Source organism: Ensifer sp. KUDG1 (assembly GCF_050434285.1).
In the GTDB taxonomy this organism is placed as follows: Bacteria; Pseudomonadota; Alphaproteobacteria; order Rhizobiales; family Rhizobiaceae; genus Ensifer.
Genome location: NZ_JBNDIG010000004.1, coordinates 178,270 through 203,067 on the forward strand (window position 1 = coordinate 178,270; position 24,798 = coordinate 203,067).

General features: G+C 59.6%; 17 protein-coding genes and 1 pseudogene. 5 read left to right on the forward strand and 13 right to left on the reverse strand.

The features are described from left to right. Positions 1 to 351 precede the first annotated feature (351 nt). A complete protein-coding gene (locus M2267_RS13380) occupies positions 352 to 555 on the forward strand; it encodes a hypothetical protein (protein ID WP_429114954.1) in 204 nt (67 codons plus the stop codon). Between the two features lie 219 nt (positions 556 to 774). Here M2267_RS13380 and M2267_RS13385 read toward each other — a convergent pair whose 3' ends face one another. Beyond that, a complete protein-coding gene (locus M2267_RS13385) occupies positions 775 to 1,626 on the reverse strand; it encodes a DUF932 domain-containing protein (protein ID WP_429114955.1) in 852 nt (283 codons plus the stop codon). A 542-nt stretch (positions 1,627 to 2,168) separates the two neighbouring features. On the opposite strand from M2267_RS13385, the gene M2267_RS13390 reads away from it, so the two are divergent. Next, positions 2,169 to 2,336, forward strand: coding sequence for a hypothetical protein (locus M2267_RS13390; protein ID WP_429114956.1), 168 nt, complete (start codon positions 2,169 to 2,171; stop codon positions 2,334 to 2,336). A 289-nt stretch (positions 2,337 to 2,625) separates the two neighbouring features. Here the strand turns inward: M2267_RS13390 and M2267_RS13395 are convergent, their stop codons facing one another. From M2267_RS13395 to M2267_RS13425, 7 genes and pseudogenes are all read right to left on the reverse strand, one after another. Then, positions 2,626 to 3,210 (reverse strand): tyrosine phosphatase family protein, encoded by a 585-nt coding sequence (locus M2267_RS13395; protein WP_429114957.1) that lies wholly within the window; start codon positions 3,208 to 3,210, stop codon positions 2,626 to 2,628. 24 nt (positions 3,211 to 3,234) lie between these two features. Beyond that, on the reverse strand, positions 3,235 to 4,020 hold the full coding sequence (locus M2267_RS13400; RefSeq protein ID WP_043619439.1) for a MurR/RpiR family transcriptional regulator: 786 nt from the start codon (positions 4,018 to 4,020) through the stop codon (positions 3,235 to 3,237). 43 nt (positions 4,021 to 4,063) lie between these two features. After that, entirely contained in the window at positions 4,064 to 4,921 is an 858-nt protein-coding gene (locus tag M2267_RS13405) for an inositol monophosphatase family protein (protein WP_429114958.1), read from the reverse strand. Further along, positions 4,918 to 6,015: an ABC transporter ATP-binding protein gene (locus tag M2267_RS13410; RefSeq protein ID WP_429114959.1), complete on the reverse strand. Its 1,098-nt coding sequence runs from the start codon at positions 6,013 to 6,015 to the stop codon at positions 4,918 to 4,920. The genes M2267_RS13405 and M2267_RS13410 overlap by 4 nt, the downstream gene beginning before the upstream one ends. Before the next feature lie 4 nt (positions 6,016 to 6,019). Next, a complete protein-coding gene (locus M2267_RS13415) occupies positions 6,020 to 7,702 on the reverse strand; it encodes an ABC transporter permease (RefSeq protein ID WP_429114960.1) in 1,683 nt (560 codons plus the stop codon). Between the two features lie 20 nt (positions 7,703 to 7,722). Continuing rightward, on the reverse strand, positions 7,723 to 8,742 hold the full coding sequence (locus M2267_RS13420) for an ABC transporter substrate-binding protein (protein ID WP_429114961.1): 1,020 nt from the start codon (positions 8,740 to 8,742) through the stop codon (positions 7,723 to 7,725). Positions 8,743 to 8,993: 251 nt separating this feature from the next. Continuing rightward, positions 8,994 to 9,119: pseudogene (locus M2267_RS13425) on the reverse strand (helix-turn-helix domain-containing protein); the annotation flags it as partial. Positions 9,120 to 9,539: 420 nt separating this feature from the next. On the opposite strand from M2267_RS13425, the gene M2267_RS13430 reads away from it, so the two are divergent. From M2267_RS13430 to M2267_RS13440, 3 genes are all read left to right on the forward strand, one after another. After that, positions 9,540 to 9,716, forward strand: coding sequence for a hypothetical protein (locus M2267_RS13430; RefSeq protein ID WP_197067158.1), 177 nt, complete (start codon positions 9,540 to 9,542; stop codon positions 9,714 to 9,716). A gap of 254 nt (positions 9,717 to 9,970) precedes the next feature. Next, positions 9,971 to 11,668, forward strand: a complete 1,698-nt coding sequence (locus tag M2267_RS13435) for a sensor domain-containing diguanylate cyclase (RefSeq protein WP_429114962.1) — start codon at positions 9,971 to 9,973, stop codon at positions 11,666 to 11,668. 343 nt (positions 11,669 to 12,011) lie between these two features. Beyond that, complete coding sequence (locus M2267_RS13440; protein ID WP_429115115.1) at positions 12,012 to 12,314, forward strand: alkylphosphonate utilization protein; 303 nt, start codon at positions 12,012 to 12,014, stop codon at positions 12,312 to 12,314. 5,439 nt (positions 12,315 to 17,753) lie between these two features. Here M2267_RS13440 and M2267_RS13445 read toward each other — a convergent pair. The 5 genes from M2267_RS13445 to M2267_RS13465 form a co-directional block, all read right to left on the reverse strand. After that, a complete protein-coding gene (locus tag M2267_RS13445; protein ID WP_429114963.1) occupies positions 17,754 to 18,515 on the reverse strand; it encodes a hypothetical protein in 762 nt (253 codons plus the stop codon). Between the two features lie 886 nt (positions 18,516 to 19,401). Beyond that, positions 19,402 to 20,613, reverse strand: coding sequence for a plasmid replication protein RepC (gene repC, locus M2267_RS13450; RefSeq protein WP_429114964.1), 1,212 nt, complete (start codon positions 20,611 to 20,613; stop codon positions 19,402 to 19,404). 198 nt (positions 20,614 to 20,811) lie between these two features. Next, complete coding sequence (gene repB, locus M2267_RS13455; RefSeq protein ID WP_429114965.1) at positions 20,812 to 21,846, reverse strand: plasmid partitioning protein RepB; 1,035 nt, start codon at positions 21,844 to 21,846, stop codon at positions 20,812 to 20,814. Beyond that, positions 21,843 to 23,066, reverse strand: a complete 1,224-nt coding sequence (gene repA, locus M2267_RS13460) for a plasmid partitioning protein RepA (RefSeq protein ID WP_043619426.1) — start codon at positions 23,064 to 23,066, stop codon at positions 21,843 to 21,845. Before repA ends, repB begins: the two co-directional genes overlap by 4 nt. A 469-nt stretch (positions 23,067 to 23,535) precedes the next feature. Then, positions 23,536 to 24,336 carry a COG4705 family protein gene (locus M2267_RS13465; protein WP_429114966.1) on the reverse strand — a complete coding sequence of 267 codons (801 nt, stop codon included), beginning with the start codon at positions 24,334 to 24,336 and terminating at the stop codon, positions 23,536 to 23,538. Between the last annotated feature and the right edge of the window lie 462 nt (positions 24,337 to 24,798).

Sequence of the window (24,798 nt, forward strand, 5' to 3'; positions counted from 1 at the left end):
GAAATGGAGGACGGCAAGGCGCACTTTTGTTGGCTGGCACGGAATGGCGGCCCGAGCCGCCAGGGGCAAGAAAAGTGCGCTTGCCGTTGCGGAAGAACGATCGAGGCGCCAGCCGTTTTCCGGTCAGACACGCCTCATCGAGGCCGCGGAGGGAGGACCGTAACGGGAAGGAAACGCGGCAATAGTGACGAAGTAGGTCCAACAGTGGTCCAGAACGTTCAGCGGCTCTCCAGTTCCAGCAATGCCGTCGGAACCGACGTTCGCCATTGCTATCTCCATCCTCGATCAAGGCAGAGCTGCGAATGCCTTTACACGAAATCGTTCGATAGCGATTCGTGGCCCGGAGGAGATATGCGTCAGCAGACAAGACCGTTCATCGTCGAAATCAAGCAGTCCAGAAAACCGCGGGACAAGACGCAGAAGGCATCGATCTGGGGAAAACTGGACCTGCGCCTATCCGACGAGCCGCCTGCAGTCATCTCGGCAGAACAGGGTCCATCGGAGCCCCTCGATGCCGGCGATCAACTCCACAGCAAGCGCCCTTCAGTTGCCTGACGGATGCCAAAGCGCGGCACCAATCCGAAGCTCCTGTGCCGACCGCGTTCGACAGACCAGTCAAAACTCTCCAGGTCAATACGGGCGGCCTCACTGCTGATAGGTTTCCGGGTGGGCAGGGGAGTTTGAGGGGCGGGGCTTTGGGGCGCCCCTCAAGACACGGGATGGCCTCGCGTCCAGTTGGGTTACCGAACGCGAGGATTGTCAGCGGATAGAAGGTCAGCGGTGCAACAACGCGGCCATCCTCTCCCCAATGAGCCAAAGAGCCTTGTTGAGTTTGATGTCCTGATCGATGCCGTTGATCGGGCGCGATGTCGATCGGCGCGCTCTGCCGAATTCGTCACGCCTTACACCGCGCAAACCGCCTTTGATGCTGTTCTCCTGCACGACATTCCACACGGTCCACAGATCTTCGGCCTGGTCCTCGATACGGCGAGGCACCAGCAATTGCTCCGATTTGATCGGGTTCGCCGCAACGCCTGCGGCATCGCCAAATCGGACGAGATGTGCAGCTTCGGCCAAGATCTCCCTCTCCTCACGCCCCATTTTCAAGCCTGACCAGTCCTGCGGCGCCGCGAGAGTGCGTTCCGCCTCCCCCAGTACGCGATAGGTGCCCTCGATCACCTTGCCTTGGACATCACCGGAATGTCGGACCTTGATCGCGTCGATTGTTCCCGTTTGCGCAACTAGCGAGTTGAGGCAGCACACGCGGAAAAGGCCTGCGAGCAACTCGTATGCACTTGTTCCGTCATTGGCGTTCTTCAAGAGGATTTCGCAAACGGTAACTCCGACGTGATAGACGTTGCCATTATCGAGACGGCGAAGCCGGATGAGGTGCTTTGTAAAGTTCGCCTTTCCTTCCGTCCGGCTAACAGACTGGCGCGCTCCGACCGGCATGAAGCCCTCCTTTATGAGAGCGCGCAGGATCTCAATTGTTGGGATCGGCTTGAAGCGCTCGGAGCGGCTTTCATGCGCCGAGGTTGCAAATATCGAGGGTGCGATGGCACGCATCTCGTCAACGGTGAGGGCACGACCTGTGTCGAAGCGGGCAGTTTTGGCGTAGATGCTCATTGTCATTTCTCCTTTTCCGTCGGACCGCGAAGCAGGCCGCGTCCTGCTTCCCGGGGCCGCGCGAGCGGTGGGGACGGAGGGGGAAAACAGTCTTTGCGGGGAACCGCCTGCACGAAAGCGCAAGCGAAGGAAGGTGGGCGAAAGACTGTTTGGGGGAGAGAAGGGGCAAAGACCCTCGGCCCCCTCGACCGATCGGGGTCGATCGGTCGACCAACAACGAAGCGTATCGGAGCTTTCAGCACAGCGCCGCGTCAGCGGGAAAGCGGGAATTCGCGTCGCGCAAAGGGCGGGAAAAGGGCCGCCGCAGGAGCTTCAACATAGTGGTCCGAAGGAGAAGCGGGATCGACTGCCCCCGTCCGTTGCGTTCCACATTTGGTCGACGCATCAACGCCGGGCCGGAACTGCGCAAGGACGACGCTGTCGCGGCGTGCCCTGCCGGCGCTTTCGGCATCTTTGTTCCAAATGCGGGTACACACGAATCATTCAGAACTTGCTGCGTGGCTCGGAGGGAGGAGCGCAAACTTCAGCATGAACGACTTCACATGCCAGCGATGATCGAGGATGTGGGCGCGGTGCTTGAGGCGCGCGCGATTGCGCGTCACGAACGCGTGCTCGGCCTTTTGACGGGAGGAAGAGACCTCACCACCCGCATGGGCGCTGATCCTTTTCCAGACGTGTTGGTCCATCTGGCGGCCGAAGCGCCACCCTGACGACCATTGCCGAGTATCAGGATCGCAAAGCCCTCAAACTGGCGTCACAGGAAGCAAGCCGCCACGGCTTCCATGAATCAACCTGCTTTCACCCTTCCGGCGTGCCGATCATGAATGCCGCATTCTCTCCCTCGGAGAAAGAGATCGCCTAGACCCTGGACCCCTCGGTGCATCTGAGGCCGCGGAGGTCCGCGGCTCGCCTTCAAATATGACGAACGCATGGTCGATACTCCGATCACCGAACGGGCGCGCAAGATCCTGCGAAAGGCCGACTAGCTCGCCGTCGACGTCAGCCAAGCATGGCCATCTTCAACTCCGCCTCGCGGCCGAGCGAAGTCATCCATTCGGCAAACTCCGGACGGCTCTTGATCTGGCGACCGTAGTGGCGGCGAAGCGCGGTGGTGAGTTCGCTTCCGCGGCCGAGTTGTTCATCGGCAAAGCCGATCATCTGAGAGTTCGGCCAGGCCTGCGGACGGATGGCCGCAAGACGGGCAAAGAGGCTCTCGCCTGATGCATCCGGGTTTGCCTGCGCCATCAAAGTCAGCATCGCGGCGGTCGAGCGCGACACGCCCATATGGCAATGCACCAGAACATGGCTCGACGCCTGCTTGTTCTCGCGTGCCAGGAAGTCGGCACCAAAGCGCAGGATCGCCTCGACATGGTCCGGGTGAGGCATCACCCGGTCCGGTGCTGCAGCAATGATGTCGTGGAAGCGCAAGGTCGTGCGATGATGCTCGCCATAAGCGCCGAAGGCCTCCAGTTCCGGGAGTTCAGGATCGACAATCGACAGGACGTGGGTCACGTTCCGACTGCTTTGGCCCGGCAATTCGTCGATCCCACAAACGGTCAGCACTGGAGAAAAAGTCGCTTCCATGTCAATTTTCCTCGGTCCGGTTTATCAAGCGCCTTCCTCGCATCTACGCGCAAGCAGGGCAAAGAGCACGTCCAGCATCACATACATCGGAGCGCGGCCGGTCGGCACGATGAGGGGATGGGTTGAGGCGCGGTAGGCGTTGAGATTGATGTTTTCATCGGCAAGGGAGGCGACGACGGAGCCGCCGGGAGAGATGGAGACTATACGTGCGCCAGCCTTCTTCGCAATCTCCATGTTCGAAATAAGGTAGCTCGTGCGGCCGGAGAAGGAGAGGACGAAGAGCACATCTTCTCCCGTCAAGCGGGGTGCCGAAACCATCTGCAAGGTCGGATCGGAATAGGCAACGCTTGCGACACCCAGCGAGGCAAGGCGGTGTTGCGTTTCGCCAGCGAGGAAGCCGGAGCCGCCATAACCGTAGACGTCGATGCGGCGGGCCCTGGCGAGCAGTTCGACGGCACGACGAAGTGTCTCCAGGTCGAGATCATGACGGGCCTCGCGCAAGGATTCTGCGGCGCGGTTGAAAACGTCATCGACGAGGCTCGTAAACGGGTCGCCGCCGCCCTCCACCGGGCTTGGCGGCGCCTGGCGCACGGCGAGCTGTTGGGCGAGCTTCAGGCGGAAATCCGGAAAGCCATCGCAATCGAGTCGCCGGCAGAACCGGATGATGGAGGGCTCGCTGACATTGGCGATGCGCGCCGCGTCGGTGATCGACCAGGTGATCGCCGTGCTCGGAGTGTCGAGGATCGCCTCGGCGATCCTGCGCTCGGCGGGGGTGAACTGCGAGAGAGACTGCCTGATCAGATCGAGCATGGAACCCTTCGTTCCGGCATAGAGGGATTGTTGAACATGAGGATCACAATGTCCCATCAGCCATGAGCTTCGACAGGCAGGACGATTGATAGTCAAAACCGGCCTGCGCCACAACGAGCCTCTTCACCGATCCGAGTGTCTCGTCGCGCGGGTGAAGCGACCGACCCCCACCATCTTGGACCACGACGAGACCTCCGGCCGCCTCGACGAGCTGGATGCCGGCCGCGATATCCCAGGCGCTGAATTTCGATTCGTAGGCGACCGCCGCGCGGCCGCAAGCGACATAGGCGAGATGCAGCGCGCACGAGCCGAGACGGCGCACGGCACGGAAGGAATTGACAAGATCGGCATGTGCCTCCTGTGCCGCGCGCGACGGGCGCTCTCCCTCATAGGGAGCATTGCTCAAAAGTTCGACTTCGCGGTCGATGCGCCCACGCAGGAAAGGCTTCACCTCACTCCCGTTCAATGACAGCTGCCCGCCGGTCGCCAGGAAGAGCTCCTCGCGGATCGGATCATAGACGATGCCGCAGATCGGTTCGCCGACATGGTACGCCGCGATCGAGACGCAGAAGAAGGGCAGGCCGGAGGCGAAATTGCTGGTGCCGTCGATCGGATCGATGATCCAGGTCGTATCGCCTTCGCCTTGCAGGCCACCTTCTTCGCCGAGGATCCGTGATGCCGGTAACCGCGTCCGGATGATCTCGCAGGCCGCAGCTTCCGCCGCCTTGTCTGAGGCGGTAACGATGTCAAAGAACCCGGCCTTCTGCTGGGTTTGCAGCGTCTCCGGACTAGCCTCGAGGAAGCCCTTGCGGGCAACGGCGCCGGCAGCAAGCGCGGCTTCGTGAGCGACGTCCACGATTACCCGGTGCAGATCATGGCGGATGGCTTGGTTAAGGGTCATGCGGCTTTTCCCATGGCGTCGGCTTCATTTTCCGGCAGGATCCAGACAGGCCTGCTATCGACGGAAAGGCGCAGCGTCTGGCCGACTTCGGCAACGCCCGTCCGATAGTATTCGGTATCGAGGAAGATGCATTCCTGGCCTTCGAGGTCGGTCAGATATTCGACATAGGCGCCCTGGAAGACGACGCGGCGCACCTTTGCCTCCATCGTGCCCTCGGGTTCGACCCGGATGTGCTCCGGCCGCACCACGCAGCGCACCTCCTGGCCCGGTCTGAAGACGCGACCTTCGTTCGAAAGATCAAAGGCCATGGTGGATGTGATCCGCACGCGAACGACCGCAGCGTCTGCAGTCTCGACCTTGCCGCGCAGAAGATTTGCCTTGCCCATGAACTCGGCGACAAAGCCGGTTCCGGGGCGGGAGTAGACGTTGAGCGGCGTGTCGCCCTGCTCGATGACGCCGTTGCGCATCACCACCACGCGGTCGGAGATGGCCATCGCCTCGCTCTGATCATGGGTGACATAAAGGCTCGTAATGCCGAGGCGCAACTGAATAGCGCGCAGTTCATCGCGCATGCGCTCGCGCAACTGTGCATCGAGGTTGGAGAGCGGTTCGTCGAACAGCAACACCTTCGGCTGCGTGACGACGGCGCGGGCAAGCGCCACACGCTGCTGCTGGCCGCCGGAAAGCCGCGAGGGCGAGCGATCGGCGTATTGGGCAAGCGCCATGGTATCGAGCATGGAATCGACGCGGTCCTTCATCTCCGCGCGCGGCAGATTGAGCAGACGCACGCCGTATTCAACGTTTTCGCGCACGCTCATGTGCGGGAAGAGCGCGTAGCTCTGGAACACCATGCCGACATTACGCGCATTGACGGGAACGTTGGTGACGTCACGTCCGCCGATGGTGATCGTGCCGTCGCTGGGAGTCTCGAAGCCGGCAAGCATTCTGAGCGTCGTCGTCTTGCCGCAGCCGGACGGGCCGAGCAGCGTGACGAGCGTGCCTTCCTCGATCGTGAGGTTCAGCCGGTCGACGGCGGTCGCTCCGGTGACACCCGGGAAGCGCTTGCTGATGTTGGAGAAGATGACTTTCGACATGGGCTTACCTCTTCGAGGTCGACGTGAGGAGGAACTGCATGACCGCAAGAATGGCGAGCACGACGAAGACAAGGATGCTGCAATAGGCGGCGGCGACACCGAGCTTCAGCGTCTCAACCTGCGACAGAATGGTGACCGTGATCAGCGTCCAGTTGGCGGAGACGAGGAAGATCACTGCGGACAGCGTCGTCAGCGAGCGGGTGAAGGCGTACGAGAGAGACGTGAACAGCGCCGGTTTCAGGAGCGGTAGCGTGATCTCGAAGAAGGTCCGTGTGTTGGACGCACCGAGGACGGTGGACGCCTCCTCGATCGACTTGTCGATCTGGCGGAGCTGGTTGGAGCCGGCCTCGATCCCGACCTGCAGGTTCTTCACCACCATCGCCGCAACGACGATGAAGGCGGTTCCGGTCAAGAGCAGAGGCGGCGCGTTGAAGGTGCTGACATAGCCGATGCCGAGAATGGTACCCGGTGCTGCGAACGACAACAGCGTCCCCCAACGCAGCAGGAAGCTGCACGGGAAAGCCTTGCGGACGAGCAGATAGGCGATCAGCATGCCGGCAATCGCGGTCACCGGCGTCGCAACACCCGCAAGCAGCAGCGAGTTGCTGAGCGTCTCGAAGCCCGCCGTGAAGACGGTCTTGTAGTGGGCGAGCGTCAGCGTATTGTCGACGCCGGGCAGTTTCGTGAACGAGACGTAGATCACCGTCACATAGAAGGCGAGAATTGTGAAGGCGACCACGTAGCACAGGATCGTCAACGGGATCACGACGGCGCCGGAGATCCGGATCGTTTGGGCCGTCGGCTTGCCGGTGACAGTCACATAGCTGCGCTTGCTCACCCAGTAGCGATGGATGAGGAAGGCCGTCATGGACGGGACCAGCATGAGGCTCGCAAGCAGCGCGCCCGCCTGCAGATTGAAGTAGCCCACCATTTGCGAATAGGCCTCGACGGCAAGCGTGTTGAAGTTGCCGCCGATCAGCATCGGATTGCCGAAGTCTTCAACCGACTTGACGAAGACGAGCAGGGTTGAACTGAGGATCGCCGGCGTGACGAGCGGAAGCGTCACCCGCGAAAAGGTCGTCCAGCGTGAGGCGCCCAGGGAAGCGGAGGCGTCCTCCAATGCGCTGTCGATCGACTGCAGCATGCCGCGAATGTTGAGGTAGGCGATCGGCGTGAAGGCAAGCGACTGGATCAACACCAGGCTATGGAAGCCATAGACGTTGGCATTGCGGATCCCGAGCAGCTCGCGGGTGATGAGGCCGGAGCGGCCGAAAAGAATGACGACCGCCAACGCCATCACGAACGGCGGCGAGATAATCGGAAGCAGCGCCACGCCATGAATGAAGGTCTTGCCGGGCATGGTCGTTCGCGTCGCCGAAAAGGCGAGAAGGAAACCGGCAGCGGTGGCGATGACCGCCGAGGTGGCGCCGAGCAGCAGCGTGTTGACCAGCGATTCCCAGACGAAGGATTGGGAAAGCGTATCGGCGAGCGCAGCGAAATCGAAGCCATGGTCGGTGACGACCGCCTGCTTCATGACGGTAAAGATGGGCAGGACGGCGAAGACCAGCACCGAAAGCGTGACGAGGGCGAAGAGGCCGAACAGCCATGGGTCGATGGTGATCTTTCGCAGGAAGGCCGGCGATGCCCCCGTCCGGCCGGACGGGGTCGCTTGCGAGACGAGGGTCATGTCGGGGCTCCTTGCCGGCCTTACTTGGCGTCGGCCTTGTGGCGCACGTCGCTTTCGTAGCGCTGCAGGAGCCGCGCGCGGTTCTCACCGGCCCAGGTAAAGTCGTAGTCGATCATCTTCACGTTGGAGAGATCGATCTTCGCCTCCGGGTTCTTGTAGCCGGGCACGATCGGGCCACGGAACGTTGCACCGATAGCCGCCTGACCCTTGTCCGTCAGAACCCAGTCCAGAAACGCCGCGGCGCTCTTTGCCTGCTCGTCCGACGCGTTGGCGATCGCGGCCGCAGCATTCACCTCGAAGCCCGTCCCCTCTTCGGGGAAAGAATAGCCAACCGGATACCCTTGAGCGATCGCCGCCTCGATGTCCTGGGTGTAGGCCATGGCAAGCGCAATCTCGTTATTGGCGACCATGCGCGATGGCGCCACACCCGAACGGGTGTATTGCACCACGTTCTTGTCGATGTCCTTCATCAACGAGAATGCCTCCTCCTCGCCGAACAGCTGTACCATCGAAGCAAGAGCGACATAGGCAGTACCTGACGATGCCGGGTGAGCAAGCGCCACACTCTGCTGGAAGGTTGCGTCTGCAAACGATTTCCAGCTTGTCGGCGGCTTGGCGCCGGTCTCGTCGAGAACCTGTTGGCTGTAGGCAAAGACGATCGGCGACAGCGAGATCGGTGTCCAGCGACCTTCCTTGTCGGTGTAGCGTTGGTCGACTTTCTCGATACCGGTCGCCTTGTGGGCGGCGAGCAATCCCTCGCTGGCTGCCTGGATGAAGTTGTCGGCCGCTCCTGCAAGCCAAAGGCCCGCCTGCGGATTGTTCTTCTCCGCCCGGATACGCGCGAGGATCTCGCCGGCGCCGATGCGCACGAACTGCGCTTCGATCCCGGTGTCGTCCTTGAAGGCTTTCAGCACAGCACCGCAGTCGTCTTCCGACATCGGGCAATAGACGGTCATGGCCGCAGCACTCGCGCTGCCGGCGGAAAAGACGTGTGAGCACAGGACTGCGAGCGCTGAAGCCAGCGCGAAACGGCGTGACATGTTGATTTCCTCCAAATGAAAGCGACGGCCCCCTTTTGTGAAAGCCTTCCCGGGCTCTCAGGTCTCACTCGCCGTGCATGAGTGTTGATATAGCGAGGAAATCTACATCTGTCAAAGAAAATGTAAGAAAGCTACATTCTTGGGTATTGAGGGGATGATACGCGTGGTGAAGTGGCATTGCCCGAGGGTGTGGCCAATGAAAGTTGGGAAGCGGAGGGAAGACGCAAACGGTGTATTCTGAAAACAGCAGATCAAGGCTCCGGCGCTAACTTCGGAACGAAGCCCATTGCGAAGCCGAAGAGCCGGCCCACTTTTTCGAGTGTCTCCAACGTCGCGTTCGCGTCACCAGCTTCGATTTCTGCTACCTGGCAACGGGTAGGGCCGACGCCGGACGATGGGTCTCTCGCTCACAGCACAATCGTTCCGTCGCCAGTTGTTTCGAAGCGTTCCCATCGGCGTGGATCAGGGATCCCCACTCTGATGTGTCAAAGCGGGGTCTCAGCCAGGCTGATGAAAGTTTCTAAAGTCCGTTGCGGGAACAAGAGCGAGGCGCAGCCGTTCTACCATCAGACCTGCCTCACGAGCCCGCCCATGGAGCCGCGGCGGAGGGGAAAGGGATCTGACAGTGGCGACGCGCGCAATCACGCCCCTACTCGAATAGAAGCAGCGCGCTGCAGCACACTGCCACAGCCACAACGAATACTCGCACGTTTCTCGCACGACCTTCGGGCAAGGTTCGCTAGCGAGACCAATGCGTTGCGAAAGAGTTGCATTGCGATTCGTCGCCTGGAGGAAAAATGCGTCAGCAGACAAAACCGTTTATCGTTGAGATCAAGCATTCCCGAAAGCTGAAACCCAACGGCGAAAAACTATCGATCTGGGGGAAACTGGATTTGAGCGTTGCCGAGGAGCACGTCGCATCCGAGAACCCGGTAGAGGCACCGGCCGCCATCGAAAGCGGCGACCGACCTTAGCGCCGCGATCGGCGCAAAACCTCAAGGGCCATCTCAAACATCTGTCGTGTCCGGCTGCAGCCCATAACGAAGCGCGGCCGCGCGCCAGAATGGAAGGGTCGCTGTTCGCGTTCAGGCACTATTGCTGGATCGGGGCATTTCAACGAGCCTCGCCGAGCCGATAACAGGCGCTTTTTTTTGCGAAGCTTAATGGTATCGAAAGCGTCTGATTATACCAAAGCCTCATGCTTGGGGGTGGGTTTCGAAGTCTTGTATTGGAAGTATTTCTGCTTCTGTTGATGCTGACGCACCTGGGCGTTGGATCGACCCACGCTGCTGATTCCAGCAACATTCGCAATTCCTGCTGGGCATCCGGCCGCATCTCGGAGAACGTCATCACCATAGCTTCGGCCGCGGAGCGGTGGTTCTGCGATGACCGGAAATTCTCGATTGATTCCGAGCGAGTGCTGCTTCGCTTCGATCTCAGGCCGGGCGATGACCTGCCTCGATATTTTCTCTCAAGGCGGAGCGCACTTAAGGCGGTGCATCTGCTTGCAATCGACCAGGACGGGGCGGTGCGGCAAGCCTCCGTTTCCGCAGCAGCGTTGCCCAGCTCAATGGCCGCCGGTGGGTATTTCAAGGCTCCCCTGCCTGGCGTGACCGATGCGACGCGGCAAATCGTCGTCGCCATCGACTTGCCTAGCCACCGGATGACACTGGAGCGAGCATACCTGGCACCAGAGGATGTCGCAGGCAACAGCATCGAGGATATGCAACCCCTCATGATCGTTGCAGGCCTTGCGGGCATGCTCGCCATGCTTCTGATCTTCAATGGGGCGTTCTATCGGATCCTGCGCGAACCTTTTATTCTCTGGCACTCGGCTCTGACGCTCTCGTTGCTGATGACCATTGTGACCTCATCAAGCTTGTCAGTCGTCTTCTTCGACCCTCCCGCCATGACGTTGAGCTGGATGACCACCTTGCTCTTCGGGATGACCGTCGCATCAGGAGCGATGTTCACGTACAGCTTCATCGAACCTGGACTGATGCATCCTGCACTACGGCGTCTGCTACCCTATTGCGCGGCATCGGCATTGTTCCTGAGTGCGTTTCACGCGGCATTCCCGTTCGTTGCGCGGCCAATACAATCGACGGCGTACACGGCTTCGTTTGCACCGATCCTCATCATTTTCATACTGTCGATGATCGACGCATTGCGCCGCGGGAGCCGCGCGGCAAAATTTCAGGCAGTCGGATACACGCCAATGGTCGCGGTCGGTTTGATCCGTCTTGTGACGGGCGTCGTCCCCTGGTTCGAGAGCATCGACGCCACGCTCGCATTTTATACTGGCTGTCTATTCGAAGCCCTCTTCACCACTCTCGGCGTAGCTGATCGCTTCGTGACCATGAAGCGAGAGCGAGATCGCGCACGCATCGAAGCTGATCTGCTTGAGCGGCTTTCCGAAACAGACCCGTTGACGGGCTTGCTCAATCGGCGGGCTATCGAGGGACAATTTGGGCAGCTTCGAGCTGAAGGCTTTGCAACATTGGCGGTCATTGACCTTGATCATTTCAAGTCAATCAATGACGTAAGCGGACATGTCGTTGGTGATGCCGTACTCAAGGCTGTCGCCAGTGCCTTCCAGCCTGGGCCGGACGTGAGGGCATACCGTCTTGGTGGTGAAGAGTTTGTGCTGCTCACGCGCGGCAATGGCTCCGCCACCTTGGCCGAACGCCGGCGGCAGGCGATTCCGGCAATTGTCGCCAATGTCGTTCCCGGTCTCAAGCGGCCCGTAACCGCCAGCATGGGAGTGGCGGATGCCCTCGGCGATGAAGATTTCGAGAAACTCTATGAACGGGCCGACAAACTGCTCTACGAAGCAAAGAGTGCGGGCCGAAATCGAACGCGGAGTGCCCTCAAGGCAGCGACGGATCAGGAAATCTTTGCGAGAGAACAGGCCTTCGCCGACTAGAGCACTCACTGTGCTGCACGAACTCGGGCGGAGTTTTCCAGGATCTGAAGCGTGAACTTGCTTTTGGCGCGAACGGGGCACTGAAACGACAGTATTTTGCCAATCCACTGGCCGTGGAGCGGACGACTGCTGGTCGAAGCCGCAGCAAAACCGAGCGACGAGCCGAGACGGGACCTTACCTGATGCCCCCTAAAGGGATGCGGCAACCGAGCCGCCTCCGTCCAGCCCCGATGGGGGAGCCGTTACATTTGCGTCAGAACCGCAGAAAAGGTAGGGGTGCACCCCAATGGCAGCGGCCGCCAACGCGACCGCCGCAAATCCGAAAAAACATGCAAGGCAGACCATGAGCGACCAGAACGACGACTACGTGTACGACGATGTAACGGGTGAGTGGCGGCCAGCCTCCGAACTTGCTGCCGAAAAAGCAAGAGCCGCCGAGGTACGCGATGCGTCAGGTACCGTCCTCGGAGATGGTGACTCGGTCGTTCTGATCAAGGATCTCAAGGTCAAGGGTGCCGGGCAAACGCTGAAGCAGGGAACGGTGATCAAGTCGATCCGGCTGACTGATAACCCCGAAGAAATCGATTGCCGCCATGAGACAATCAAAGGTCTCGTTCTGCGCACCGAGTTTGTTCGCAAGCGCTAGGCGATCGGAGGGTCGCCTGTGAAGCAGGCAGCCCTGCTTCCATCCAACCGCGCGATAATGAACTGTCGTCGGGCGCCGCCGACGGTTCAAGTCGAAGACCAAAGGAGAGCCGGGCTACCATTCGGCTCAGTGCCAAGGGCGGCATAATCACGCGGCAGCTCAGCGCCGACGTCTTCGAAGACTCCGCCTCAAGGGCCGAGGGAATTTCACCGCTTCCACGCTCGACGGAAGAGACAACTCATCTCAGATCGGCAACCTCCTTCGCATCTGGCAAGAAGAGCGCCGCCCAATGATCAGATCGAACCCCATGAAGGTCAGGCAGAGCCAACGATCCTCTGTCTGCTCACCAAAAGAGATTTGCTATCCAGCGCTGATCTGGAGAAGAGCCACGTCGGAGACAATTGTCCGGCCACGCCGACGCCTTTTTGCCCAGCTTCATACGCCCTCCGCGGAGGCGAACATTCGATCCACCCCGAATCCCCGCGATGCCGGCCAAATTCGCCGGGATCTAACTATCTAATTTCGCTATACTAAACCTCTTACCAGAAGCTATTACGCCATCTACTTCCGCCATCTGGACTGAAGTCGATCACATCTCGACAGTGGCGTCGTCGCCGCTGGGCTCGAACTGCCATTGGCGGACGACCAAGACGCGACGCAAATGGCCTACTATCACCACGTCCCATTATGGCGCGAGCCCGCGGCCCCGCGGTCTCCTCCCCTATCCCGAGTTAGAAGGTCTGCTTCTCGAGATCGCCGTCCACTATTTCTCGCGGGTAGGCGACCTTCACGCGCTCAGCCAGCCAACAGATACTTTCGGCGGCAGGCAGTTTAGATCCTCATCGCCACCGGCGCTGCGTGCCGGAACGCGACCGAGACATCCCGAAACGCAAGATGGCCGCCATGGCTCAAGTTTCGGCAAAACTGGCAAGCCGCCGGCCACCGTACATGAGAACGGTCGGCAGCAGGGGCACGACCGCCAAACGGCGAGTTGTCAGCGACCCCGGTAATCGGACGTGGCAGCATTGCGGATCGGGAATTGAGGAGAACCGGTTCACGCCAGGCCGAGCGACAGGCCCCCTCTTCCCAGTCTTTCGATTTGCCCCGACCAAGAGAAGCGACCACGACGAACCCGTCATCCCGATCCGCCGACCGATTTCGGCGCAGAACGGCCGGCCCGATGAAGTTCAGATCAAGGAAGTGCCCTTGCTCCATCGTGTCAATCCATGAGTGATGGCGATAGGCGCGCCCGCGCCGCAGTCGCTCTACGTGACCGCAATGAGCCGCCGCAAACCAGCCGGGCACCACCCCTATATTGCCGAAATCTATCCCGTGTCCATGCGATGGCCGCATCGCCCCGGGTTTTCACATGGAGAGGCGATATCACCTCAATACTCGCGCCTCTGAAAGGCCCGCGTCCAGCGAGCCCTTGGCTCTTGTTTGTCAAATGACCGAGCGTCGACGCTTACAGGGATTCGATGCCGGCTGGTCGGATCTTTCCCAAGGCGGCACCACCATTCACGGCGTCGAACCAACCATGGAATCGTTACCTGGAACGACGGGGTGGAGGACGCACTTGCGGACGAACAGCTCAAAAGACAGCTGGCACGCGGTCCTGACGCCGGACAGTCGAACATCAACCGGCACCCTGAGATCCCGAAACACGATGCGCCTGACGGCGCGCCCCGCGAAACAAAGTGATTTAACACGAACCTCGGAAGGCCCGAATCTAATCAAAGCGCCGCCAATCTCAGAACCCTACTATCATCATTGAACCTTTGCGCCTGCCCCTCTATGGCGCGTACAGACGCTGATGCCTCGATAAAGGTATTCCCGTACGCTACCACGGATCCGCGAGTTTGCTTGCAAGCGCACTTCCAATCCCCGCCGAACGTTTGACCAGGACCTATCGAATGCCACAGGGGTGGGGTTCGAAGCGGCACCAGCGAAGACGGAAGGGCCCCGCTACCTCTCGACCGGGACGCCGCAATCCGGCCGAGCGCACCACTCTCGCGCGCGCAATTTCGTTCGCTTGGGCAGATCAATTTAGGGTCACATATCGAAGCGCAGCAAACGCCGTTTTCATCACACACCGAGCCTCCGAGCGCTTACAAAGCTGGCTAATTACCGAAGAAGTCCCCAACAAGGATTGCGTCCCGACTGCACGGTCGCTACGCCGGACTCGTCACAGACCTGTATTACCCGCGCCAGAGACCCGCGAGGATCGCTAGAGAAGCAACCCTCGCTGCGGCAATTTTGTTCGGAACTTTGAAGGCAGTCGCGCCAAACAACCAACATCTCCTTTGCTTCCTGAAGCGACTTTCGACAGTGATGTCATCCGTAATCCAGCAAGAGATAGTCGGAGCCAGGGTTGAGCCGCGACCGACGCGAAATCAAATTGAGACGAGCGCCGGTGCCCAAGCACCTTCAGACAAACTTCAAACACCCGCGAAGAGCACGGCGTTAGCGGCCGCCGTTGCTTCGTCTAGCCCAAGCAGACGTCTCATTTGGGAATGATGGCCCCCGGGGGCAGCCTTTCCTGACAGGCCTCAGCGTTAGAGGTCGCCACCGGCCGATATCCATTGCTTCAATTTCAGACCTGGCTTTCGCCCTTTGCTATCCTTACCCGATAGCCTCGGAAAGTGGTCCGCGCCCGCGCTCATCGCCAGCCGTCTCTGAAATATCCCGAAGCCGCAAGTTAGGTTTCGAGCTTCCGATTGAAAGCCCTGATATCGGAAGGCGCGGCTTGCGTGGCTAGAGATTGGCTTGCAAGCTCATGTTTAGCGGCACGGGTTCGGACCTTGTCAGCTGACAAGGTCTGTTCGCATTGGATCATCTGTCGCGACTGCGCCGGATACCCTCAACCACGGTTCGACAAAAGCAACATAGAAGCCTTGTCAGCTGACAAGGTCTTCGTACGCCGCACTAAGGCCACCGAAGCCACATACGCACCTCGTCTACGAGTGCAGTTGCTTGACGGTAGTGCACTCATAGATGCTACCTTTGGTTGCTTACCGCATCTCCGAGGTTGGCAGCACCGGAACCAGCGCGCGAAAGGTCCGAAGAGACGTCTTGATCTCAAAGCCCCCGCAATCCCGACATCACGGCAAAAGCCCGCCCCGTCGCTGCTCATGCGCACAGATCGCGACAGCATCCATCGGGATGCAGGGGCGGGGAGCCGCCTAACGCTTGCAAGATCCCGACAGCACCGGCAAAACCAAAGTCCCGTCAGAGACTCCCAAGAAATTGGTCCGGCAATCGGCGCGCCTTGGTAATTGCCAGGTTCAATCCCGCAGCTGCCACTTACGACTTTCGGTACCTAAGTTGCCAAGGCCGTCGTGCACTGCCGCGTCACCCGGTTCAATCCTGACGTCTGTTCTTGCGGCCAGCCCTCGTGACCCGACACCTACGGGTGGATGGTCTTCGAGTGCTACGATCCTCAAGTCCCGCCGCTGCTATCCCTTCGCTGCATCCAACGCACGCAAGGCCCACTCCCTCGTCTATCCAGCGCCTTGTTTGGAAAATGCCCTCGACGCGAAACCCAAACCTTGCGCACCGCATTCAACCTCTTTCGATGACCTCAACCAATCTTGTGGGTGCCAACGATCGCTTGGCTTGCTGGCCGTCGCTTTCGTTGCGCGATCTTTGACACCATTCAGCGACAGGCATTGCGGCGTGGAGTCCGTAAGCAGTTTCGTTCGAGATCTTCGGCGCGAAGCCCGGTGTTGGCCTGCGCGAGATAAACAACAGATCAATCAGATCAACTTGTACGCCGTCGCGACCTCTTGCGCAGGAACGTCGAGATGCAAGCAGACACGATCGAGCCCGCGCCAACGCCGCCCAACCCAATGGTTACGTTGCCGAATACCAGCGCTGAAAGATCAGTGCGGCTAGTTCGTGAAGTTCGACTTCTGATCGCGCTGGCGACAAGTCGTTGTCGTCGCCAACGTCCGAGCGAGGGATGCGGAGCCCTGAGCCGAGTAATTGGATCCTCCAGTCCGACTTGTCGAACAGTGGTGCAGACAAAAGGGCAGGGGGTAGTTCTCTGCGCCTGGTTGACCGCTTGCGAAACGCTAAGGGAGAAGCGGAGTTCACGAAGCTTCTGCCGAAGGCGACCCACTTTGCTATTGAACGCAGCCAGTCCAGCCTCATGATTAGCCAGGTCATCGCCGGAAGAGATGACGGTCGGAGAAGGGGAGGGCGCTCGCGCGATATACGCAGGAATGTAGCAGATGCTAACTGTCCGACGTCAAAGAGGTCGGATCTCTCAGTTCTCCAGCCTTCAGTTTCCAGAACCACAAGACGTGAGACGCCCAGCTCGGGTTCGACCGGCTCTTTGGCGATCAAATCGCATTGCTCAGCCGATAGAGATCGTCAATGGTGCTACAGAATGCAGGGTTCGATGGCAGAAGTCTTCCGGCAGTTAGCTTCCGCTTCTGTAATAATTGCCATTATATCATATAGTTAATAAGTGCATAACTTTCGAGCGCATCGACATCCGAACCTGAGTGGTAATTGCGCTCCTGATTCCGCTCGCTTCAAACCGGTTGCTGTTCTGGTGGCCGCGCGGGCCGTTTCCCCGCTCATCCGTCGGCATCACAAAAGCCGCAAATGCCCGGAACTATCGCTTGAAACGCGCCAAACGCGCGGCGCGTCGCCCCCCCTTTTGCGCCGACGAGCACTTACCGAGATTCTGAGCGTTCAATCCGAACCAGGAGAGCGGCGTTTCCGTCGACCACGCCGCACGTCTAAACTGCATCGCTTGCCACCGTCTCTTTCGTGTAACGATCTCAGGCGTGCGGGAGAATTCACTCGCGGCGCTCGAAGAGCGAGAATGCTGGATTTCCGACCATGCAAATTTCAGCCCAATTGGCGAGCGCTGTTAGGTCCAATACGCTTCGATATGGCGCCCCACTGACGTCAATTGTCACCAGGTTGCAGAGTACGGGACAGTGCTCCGGTTCGAGCGATTGAGCATTGGGTGCAAGGCACCGGGTGATGTCTGAATGGTGGCTTCGTTACAAGTGGGGTTTCCGCCAGCCGGCAAGCGACCGAGCACTTGATATCTCGTCAGCCCGTGCAATTGCAGGCTTCACCGAAGTCCGCTCGTCATCCGTTTCCAACTTCGCTTGTTGAATTTCCAAGACAAGTTCGCGGCAGGAGCGGTCGCCCATGTTGCAGCGACCGGACAGTGTCACGTTTCCGCGGTCCTCTGTCGGATAGGCGAAGGCGGTAAGCCAATCACACTTTCCGCCAGGGGGAAGGCACGACGAGAACGATACCCGCGATCGGCGCCGATCGCGGTCGCCGATGCCAATCATCCAAAACCGATGCCGCGAGCTAGGACGTGGTCGGACTTCCCGAGCTCAACCATCTTGAAAAGCGTTGCGTTGGGCCCGCAGTTTGCCAGCGCTGTCTGAGAACGATCTGGGATAGCTCCTAGGTATCCGCTTCAGGCAGCCAGACTCGCAACTGACCGACCGGTTTGAAACCAAGCTTTAACAGCTCATCCAATGCAATGCCGTGATCGTATCCAACAAGTGGCAGATCCGTGGAAAAGGCGTTACCGGCGAGCAAAACAGCATCCCGAAACGCGGGCGGGGTATCAAACAGACTAAAGATGTTCGAGACCCCTACCGTTTGAGCGGACCGGTTTACGATGCAGCCGGCATCGAAGCCATGCCCCGTCGATCGGCCATAGATATGCAGGTCGGGCTCGGAGAGCAGAGAGGGTGGAAAGACCTTGGCATCGGAGGGGCTGCCGGCCTCTTTCCAGGCGCGTTCCCAGCAGTTCAATGCCGTCGCGTCACGCACGCGTTCCCAGCCGTGGGTCGAGCAAGCGGGCGTTCCGCAAGGTTCGGCCCAAACCCATGACGCCGTAAACAACAGCCGGAATCCCTTGCCGGTCAGATCCAGCGTCGAAAATCCGTCTTTAAGACTGGGCCGCCGTCCCAACCTATCCGTCAGCCGGTCGATCTCGACGAACTGGTCCGCAACACCGTTCGGGTCGAGCGTCGTCATGTTCGAATAGTATGGAGGGGCGATCGCATCGCTGGACCAAAACGTTCCGGTTCGGAGATCAAGCCGTCCATGTGCTCGAAACACCGCCTGATAGAGATCGGCATTGTTGGCCGCGCAAAGCCAGGCCTTTTCTTCATCCGAATGTATCGGGATTTCGGATTGTGAAAGGCTCTCTGTCATGGGTACCTGTTGAACTGAATGGTGAACGCCCGACCTGTCCGTTTTGCGCTCGTCTGTCGAGTAGACACGACAGACGATACACCGCAGTTTCTGTCGATCAAAATCCGAGAACAGACAAGCCGCGTTCCGGCGGCCCTTGAAAACTCCCATCAGCGAAGGCTTCCCCGCATTCGCGCGACATGACGACAATTACCTCCCTGTCAAAACGACATCTCCGGAGTTGCGCGTTCGAGGATCAACCCACTGTGCCAACCATCTTTGCCCGACCTCTAAGTTAGACGGCCACATTCTCTCGGGGCCGAATGTGGCCTGATCGCTACGGCGGCTACAGATGTGATCGCGCCACCTAGGTTCGACGACGCCAGGTTCTGGCGTCAGGTTTGCGGCATTCTACCGAAAGTCGGATGGAAGCTTAACTGCATCCCCAAGTGATCTTGCTCAATCTGCCACGAAACGCAGATGACGGAAAATTCCGTACGGCTGGAGAACTGTAGACCGGACGCCGGCATGACCAAGGCTGGCTGCGGTGCTGGCTTAAGTTGGAATGTAGTTCAGTGCCGCCTCGACAAGAGGGGAGGGGACTTGGATCCGTCGGCAACTCGCCAGCAAGACACCATCCGAAAATGAAACCTGTATGTGAACGACAGGGCCCCTGGGTAATTTCGGCGACCGCCGGCTTCCTGCTCAAGTAGAGCCGGCATCATCCCGCGGGTTTGGCGATGCTCCTCCCAGCACCGGTCGCGAAACAGTTACACGGCAGCGGATCATCGCCGCTTCAGATGCGTTACCGCTTTGACAGCTTTCCCGCCTGGTCGCCCATTGATGTCACCCGCCCGATGCTTGCAAAATCGCTTTCGTCGCAAGGCGGCGACCACGCGTTGGAACTCTACCCTGCATTCCGCATCCCGCCGGCCCCGCGCAAGAGCGCCATCAACATCGGACCGAGCGAGAACTCACCGCGCCGCGCCTTCGAGGTCAGATCGCGGAGATAACCGCCCGCAGAATTGATGTGCCCAGCTCTTTCCAGCATGCAGGCGAGCGCCACAGCTGCATTTTCGGGCCCCATCACATCACAGGCATCCTGATAGGCACTCGGGCTGATGCCCAGCATCGAGCGAACGACCACGGCGGCCGCCATGAAGTCGCGCCAGTTCGATATCTCGCCGCTCTGCCCGTAAAGCCCGATCTCAGGGCAGGCCCGCAAAACCATCGCCAATGGGAACGCCTTAAGCGGCTCTGCTGTCGGCCGCTTTTCTGGCTCAGGCTTCGCCCCCAGCTCCTTTCGAGAGCTTGGTTCAAATTCATTGGGGGATTCGGGATTTGAATTCTGTATATGACGCTCAAAACGAGCATCATTGCTGCTCATATTTTGAGAATTTTGCTGATCTTCCAATTGATTGACGATCTCGGCGCACAGCAGTTCCATTTCTTCGAGCAGCGCCTTGAGGTCATGGATGGATGGAGAGCGCGGCATACGCGCTACGAGGGCCAGGTAAACGGCCTCGATCTTCCCCCAATCGCCGCTCGCCCCCTCCTCTATAGCGGCAGAAATGAGCTTACGTGCGTCTCGGCGCCTGATCGTGAGGGCCTCCTTGGTGCGGCGAAAGAGCGTCCGTTCCGCTGCGACCTGTTGGGCCATTTGAGCAAGTTCCTCCGAGCGCGCGAGCAGAGGCGCGAGATCAAAACCGAACGCGTCTTCGACTTCCCCGGACCTGTCCTTGCGAACGTAACGCTTGCCATTCGCGCTATCCTTGCGAACGATAAGCCCGGCATCGACGAGTGCTGCCAGGTGGCGACGCAAAGTTGCGCCGGCGATGCCATGCGCCCGAATCGAAAGCTGAGTATTCGACGGAAAGACGATCAGGGATTTACCCTGGCGAAGGTCGGTCTCGGGATAGAAGCTCAACAGCGCATCAAGGACGGCCAGTGCTCTGTCCTGCAGGCCGAGAAGCGGCCGCGCCTCACAGGCGTCGCGAAAGACCTTCCACTTATCCGCCGACTTGTTCGGCGTGATCTCGACGGATGCTACTTGTCGCCTCACCAGCGCAAGCGTCATCGGCCGCCGCCCAAAGGGCGTCGTCACATTTCCACTCTGCATTTTCCCTCACCCTTCAGAAGGCAAAAGAAATCCGCTCACCAAATTAGGTGCCAAAGTCTCTTGACGGGGATTCGTGGAAATGCGATTCTCAGATTGTCCAGATATGAGAGAGGCTTCCACGACGGCAACGTTTGGGGGCCTTTTTCTTTTGCAGCAGTCCTTTCGTGTTCACGTATCCGATTGCATCTCCGACCGTTGTCAGAGGCCTTGATCCTTGCGGTCGCGAGAGAACCGCGCAACGAGCGCTGGCAGTTCCTCCCCGACGAATTTGACGAATTCCACGCCGAGAGGCCCGTCGGCTGATATCCGCACCTCCTTGGCCGAAAGCTTCCAGGAACCCAGCTTGTTGCCGGACGCATCGGACAAGTCCGTGCCGTCCTGGCGTACCGCGTTCGCGGGTTTTATGGTTTCGAACGCACGCTGGAAGCGTTGATCGGACAACGGCGAAGCGTCGCGCGCCTCAGACAAGATCTGTCGAGCGGCCGCAACGGATTCCGGATGGTCAGCGATCGTCTTGGCGAATTCGAGCCAGCGCGGCCGGCCAATCTTTGGCGAGCGACCAATGGCCTCGATCACGTCGGTCGGGACCACGCGGTAAACGCTGCGCATCTTGGCGAGCTCCGGGTCGTCGATCGACAGTGCCGCCTTTATGTCGCGCGGCTTGATACCGGCGTCGTCCATGCGCGATGCGAACAAGGCGCGTTCGATCCAGGTGAGATCTTGCCGGCTTGCATTCTCAACGCCCTGAGCAACGACCAGGTCCAGATCCGATATTTCGACTTCGATCGCGCGAACGGGCTTGCCAAGTTGTTTTGCGGCAAGCCACCGCCGGTGGCCGTAAATGATCTGGTAGCGTCCCGCCGACGAGGGGTGTTTGCGAACCTGGACCGGAACCTTCTGTCCTTCTGCATCGATCGAGCGCTTGAAGGCTTCGAAGTCCGCCCCGTCATCGTCCGGCAGCCTGTCCGGATAGGGAGAGGGGTCGACCAGTGAAGGATCAAGCTCTCGGATCGCGCCGCCACCCGACTCGACCAGTGCCTTCAGCCGATCGCGCTCGGCCCGTATGTCGTCGATCGCTCGATGCGCGGCACCGACCACACCGGCGCCGACCCGATTGGGAGCGGCAGGAGGAGTGGGCGTCGTCGATTGCTCTTTCGCAGCAAGGTTGCTTTCAAGTTCGGCCGAAAGCAGGCCGAAGCTGGCGACGATCGATTTGCGGGCGTTCTTGCTCATTCACGTCCCCAGCTCGAGTTGATCAAACGAATGATGGCCTCGTTCACGCCATCGACAGCCTCACGGGCCCGCTTGTGCGTGTCGCGGCCGATCTGGCCCATTTCGAGCTCATAGATCGACCGTTTCGCCAGGCCCGCCGCCTCGACTGCCGTGCTTTCGATCGCGGTCGGCAGGAGCACGTCCGAACCGAAGAGATGGCGCAACATTGCCACGACCTGCGACTGAGGTGCGTCGTTCGGATCGTGCCGCGTCACGAGGTAACGAATGAAATCCTGGTCGAGCTGAGCGCCGTTGTCGTTCAACACGCCGATCAGGTCGCCCATCATCAAGAGGAACTGGCTCATCGATGCAACGTCGAGCATCGCCGGGTGAACGGTGATGATCATGCTCGTGGCGGCGTAGATCGCGCTCAGCGTCAGGAAGCCGAGGGAAGGAGGCGTATCCAGAAGGACGACGTCGTAGTCGTCTTCCACCTCGGAAAGTGCGAGTTTCAAGCGCTCGAAGAAGATGGCGCCGGAGCTTGATTTGCTTGCGAGCACACGCGGCGTCTCGTGCTCGTATTCCATGACTTCGAGGTTGCCCGGTACGAGATCGACGCCTTCGAAGTAGGTCTTGCGGATGATGTCGCGGATCGGCCGGCGCTCGGCATCGTCGTAGCGAAGCGCCGCGTAAATCGTTTCGTTGGCGCCGACATCGAGTTCCGGCTGCGCGCCAAACAGTGCCGAGAGCGATGCCTGCGGATCGAGATCGAGCGCGAGTACGCGATAACCATTCAGCGCCAGATAATGCGCAAGATGGACACATGTGGTCGTCTTGGCACTACCGCCCTTGAAGTTGGCGATCGCAAGGACCTGAAGATGTTCGCCCGGGCGGCGGCGAGGCAGGAAGCGGAGCGCCTCGGAAGGCTTCTGCTTTGCAAACAGCTCCCGAAGCTCGTTGATCTGCGCGAGCGTGTAGACCCGGTGATTGTTCTCTAGGCGGCTCGGCTTGGGCCCGCGCCCTTCGGACGACATCAGCTTCAGCGTCGAATCTGGTATGGATGTCAGCTTCGAAACTTCGTTCGTCAGAAACGACCTCAAGGTCTTCTCGGACTTCGGCGGATACATGCGCGTTCGCAGTTGCTGCAACTGGCTCGACAAAAGACCGGCGTGCCGCAATATCTTGGCGGCAGCGTCTTCCTTGAGTTGAACGTCAGTTTCTGCAGGTCTAGCTATCGCCATTTTTCCCTCTTGGCGGCCGAAAGTCGGTTTACCGGCCATTGCCCGCCAAAGATAAAACACGATTCTCCCGGACCGTCCAGAACAATAGGGTTAACAAAGCCTCAAGGCTGATTGTGAAGCTTGCCCGCCGGAATCCCGTCACCCAATTGGAATCGTTGGGCTTTCCTGGACGAAATGGGCTGCCAGGCGATGAGTTTGCGCACACCTTTGTTCGCGCAGACCCACAACCGAAAGGCGATTGCGCGAGCATTGGGCCTAGACTCATGAACCGGCACCGACCCGCCCGCCGCGAATCATCTGCAGACGTACGGTTTACGCGCAGATGCCGACAGTCCGCCCAGTCAGTGTCTCATCATCCTTGGTTGGCCCGGCATTTCCCCCTGCTGCGTGAACGGTCGCCTTCAGCCAAGACGAAACTGCGCAGGCGAAATGCGCCTGCGCAGCAGACATCCGTTGGATTGTCGAGGCACTACGCCGGCTGGGCGACCATCTTTGATCGCTGCTTCCACATGGACAGCATCAGGACAATGACCAGGAGGCCAAGCGTGACCAGCGAAGCGTTGTCCCGCGGCAGGTTCAATCCGCCCTTTTCGATGGGCTTGGTCAGAAAATCGCCGAATGTCGCTCCGAAGGGCCGCGTGAAGACGAAGGCGATCCAGAACAGCAAGACATCGCTGATCTTGGTCATGTAGTGGAGCGCGACAACGAGACCGATGATCCCGGCCGTAACGATCGCACCTTGAACATAGCTTAGGTCCATGTTGTCGGTGAGAAAATCACCGAAGGCCGTCCCAAGGCTGTTTGAGAAGACGACCGCAATCCAGAAGAGGGTCTCGGTATCCCGGCGGTTGACGTGCACGACACCAAGCTTGGCGTCCCGCAAATACCAAACACCGAGCGATATTGCGAGCCCGAGCGTCAGGATGATCGACCCCGAGAGGTAGCCGAGGCCGAAGGACCGATCCATCATATCGGATATTTCCGTGCCGGCCGTGGTGGTCGCGACGATCGCCAGCCAGAACAGCGGCGAATAGAATTTCCGCGCGGAGATCTGCGCGACGAGGATGACCAGCAACGCTGCAAATGTGATGCCGAACCCGACATAATAGCCGAGATTGAGTGTCATGGAGATGAAGTCGCCTGCGGTCTCTCCAAGGGTGGTGGCGAGGATCTTCATGATCCAAAAGGCCAGCGTCACTGCGGCGACCTTGGTAAGTGGCGCGGCCGTGGGCGTTTTGCCGGAAAGCTCAGATGCGGATTTTGAAACCATGATGCTTCCTATCGGGAAAAATGGTTGACCGTCTCGAAGTGGGGTGATCGGCGAGAGAGGTGATCTCCGGGACGCCGAGGTCTTCGCATCCGGGTTGGATGCGACTGAACCCTCAGGCCCCGCGGTTCTCGGGCCGAAGCGGGCGGATGGCCTGCCGCGCCGGATACTGAGCACCGATTCTCACGGTGGCTTTACGCAGAACTTACGGATTCGTAATGGAACGACGCCTGAGATGCCCGATCACATTCAGCCGTCCGACCGGCACGTCGCAACGCCCTGATGGTCTGCGCCATGGCGAATGTGCGAACACGTCTTGGGGTGGCAGCGCATGTATTGAGAGGGAAGGGCGTACCGCAGCAGCGACGGCTGGCCAGATCAAGAAAGCCACTCGGGCGCAACGAGGTAAATTGCGGCTCGGCAGCGCCCACCTGTGGCACCCGCGCCGCATCCATCACAAAGGAG

Excerpts from the sequence above, each read along its gene's own strand:
- repB (WP_429114965.1), bottom strand. The coding sequence starts at position 21,846 with ATGAGCAAGAACGCCCGCAAATCGATCGTCGCCAGCTTCGGCCTGCTT.
- M2267_RS13465 (WP_429114966.1), bottom strand. The coding sequence starts at position 24,336 with ATGGTTTCAAAATCCGCATCTGAGCTTTCCGGCAAAACGCCCACGGCC.
- M2267_RS13410 (WP_429114959.1), bottom strand. The coding sequence starts at position 6,015 with ATGTCGAAAGTCATCTTCTCCAACATCAGCAAGCGCTTCCCGGGTGTC.
- repA (WP_043619426.1), bottom strand. The coding sequence starts at position 23,066 with ATGGCGATAGCTAGACCTGCAGAAACTGACGTTCAACTCAAGGAAGAC.
- M2267_RS13385 (WP_429114955.1), bottom strand. The coding sequence starts at position 1,626 with ATGAGCATCTACGCCAAAACTGCCCGCTTCGACACAGGTCGTGCCCTC.
- M2267_RS13395 (WP_429114957.1), bottom strand. The coding sequence starts at position 3,210 with ATGGAAGCGACTTTTTCTCCAGTGCTGACCGTTTGTGGGATCGACGAA.
- M2267_RS13420 (WP_429114961.1), bottom strand. The coding sequence starts at position 8,742 with ATGTCACGCCGTTTCGCGCTGGCTTCAGCGCTCGCAGTCCTGTGCTCA.
- M2267_RS13440 (WP_429115115.1), top strand. The coding sequence starts at position 12,012 with ATGAGCGACCAGAACGACGACTACGTGTACGACGATGTAACGGGTGAG.
- M2267_RS13430 (WP_197067158.1), top strand. The coding sequence starts at position 9,540 with ATGCGTCAGCAGACAAAACCGTTTATCGTTGAGATCAAGCATTCCCGA.
- M2267_RS13415 (WP_429114960.1), bottom strand. The coding sequence starts at position 7,702 with ATGACCCTCGTCTCGCAAGCGACCCCGTCCGGCCGGACGGGGGCATCG.
- repC (WP_429114964.1), bottom strand. The coding sequence starts at position 20,613 with ATGCAGAGTGGAAATGTGACGACGCCCTTTGGGCGGCGGCCGATGACG.
- M2267_RS13405 (WP_429114958.1), bottom strand. The coding sequence starts at position 4,921 with ATGACCCTTAACCAAGCCATCCGCCATGATCTGCACCGGGTAATCGTG.
- M2267_RS13445 (WP_429114963.1), bottom strand. The coding sequence starts at position 18,515 with ATGACAGAGAGCCTTTCACAATCCGAAATCCCGATACATTCGGATGAA.
- M2267_RS13390 (WP_429114956.1), top strand. The coding sequence starts at position 2,169 with ATGCCAGCGATGATCGAGGATGTGGGCGCGGTGCTTGAGGCGCGCGCG.
- M2267_RS13400 (WP_043619439.1), bottom strand. The coding sequence starts at position 4,020 with ATGCTCGATCTGATCAGGCAGTCTCTCTCGCAGTTCACCCCCGCCGAG.
- M2267_RS13380 (WP_429114954.1), top strand. The coding sequence starts at position 352 with ATGCGTCAGCAGACAAGACCGTTCATCGTCGAAATCAAGCAGTCCAGA.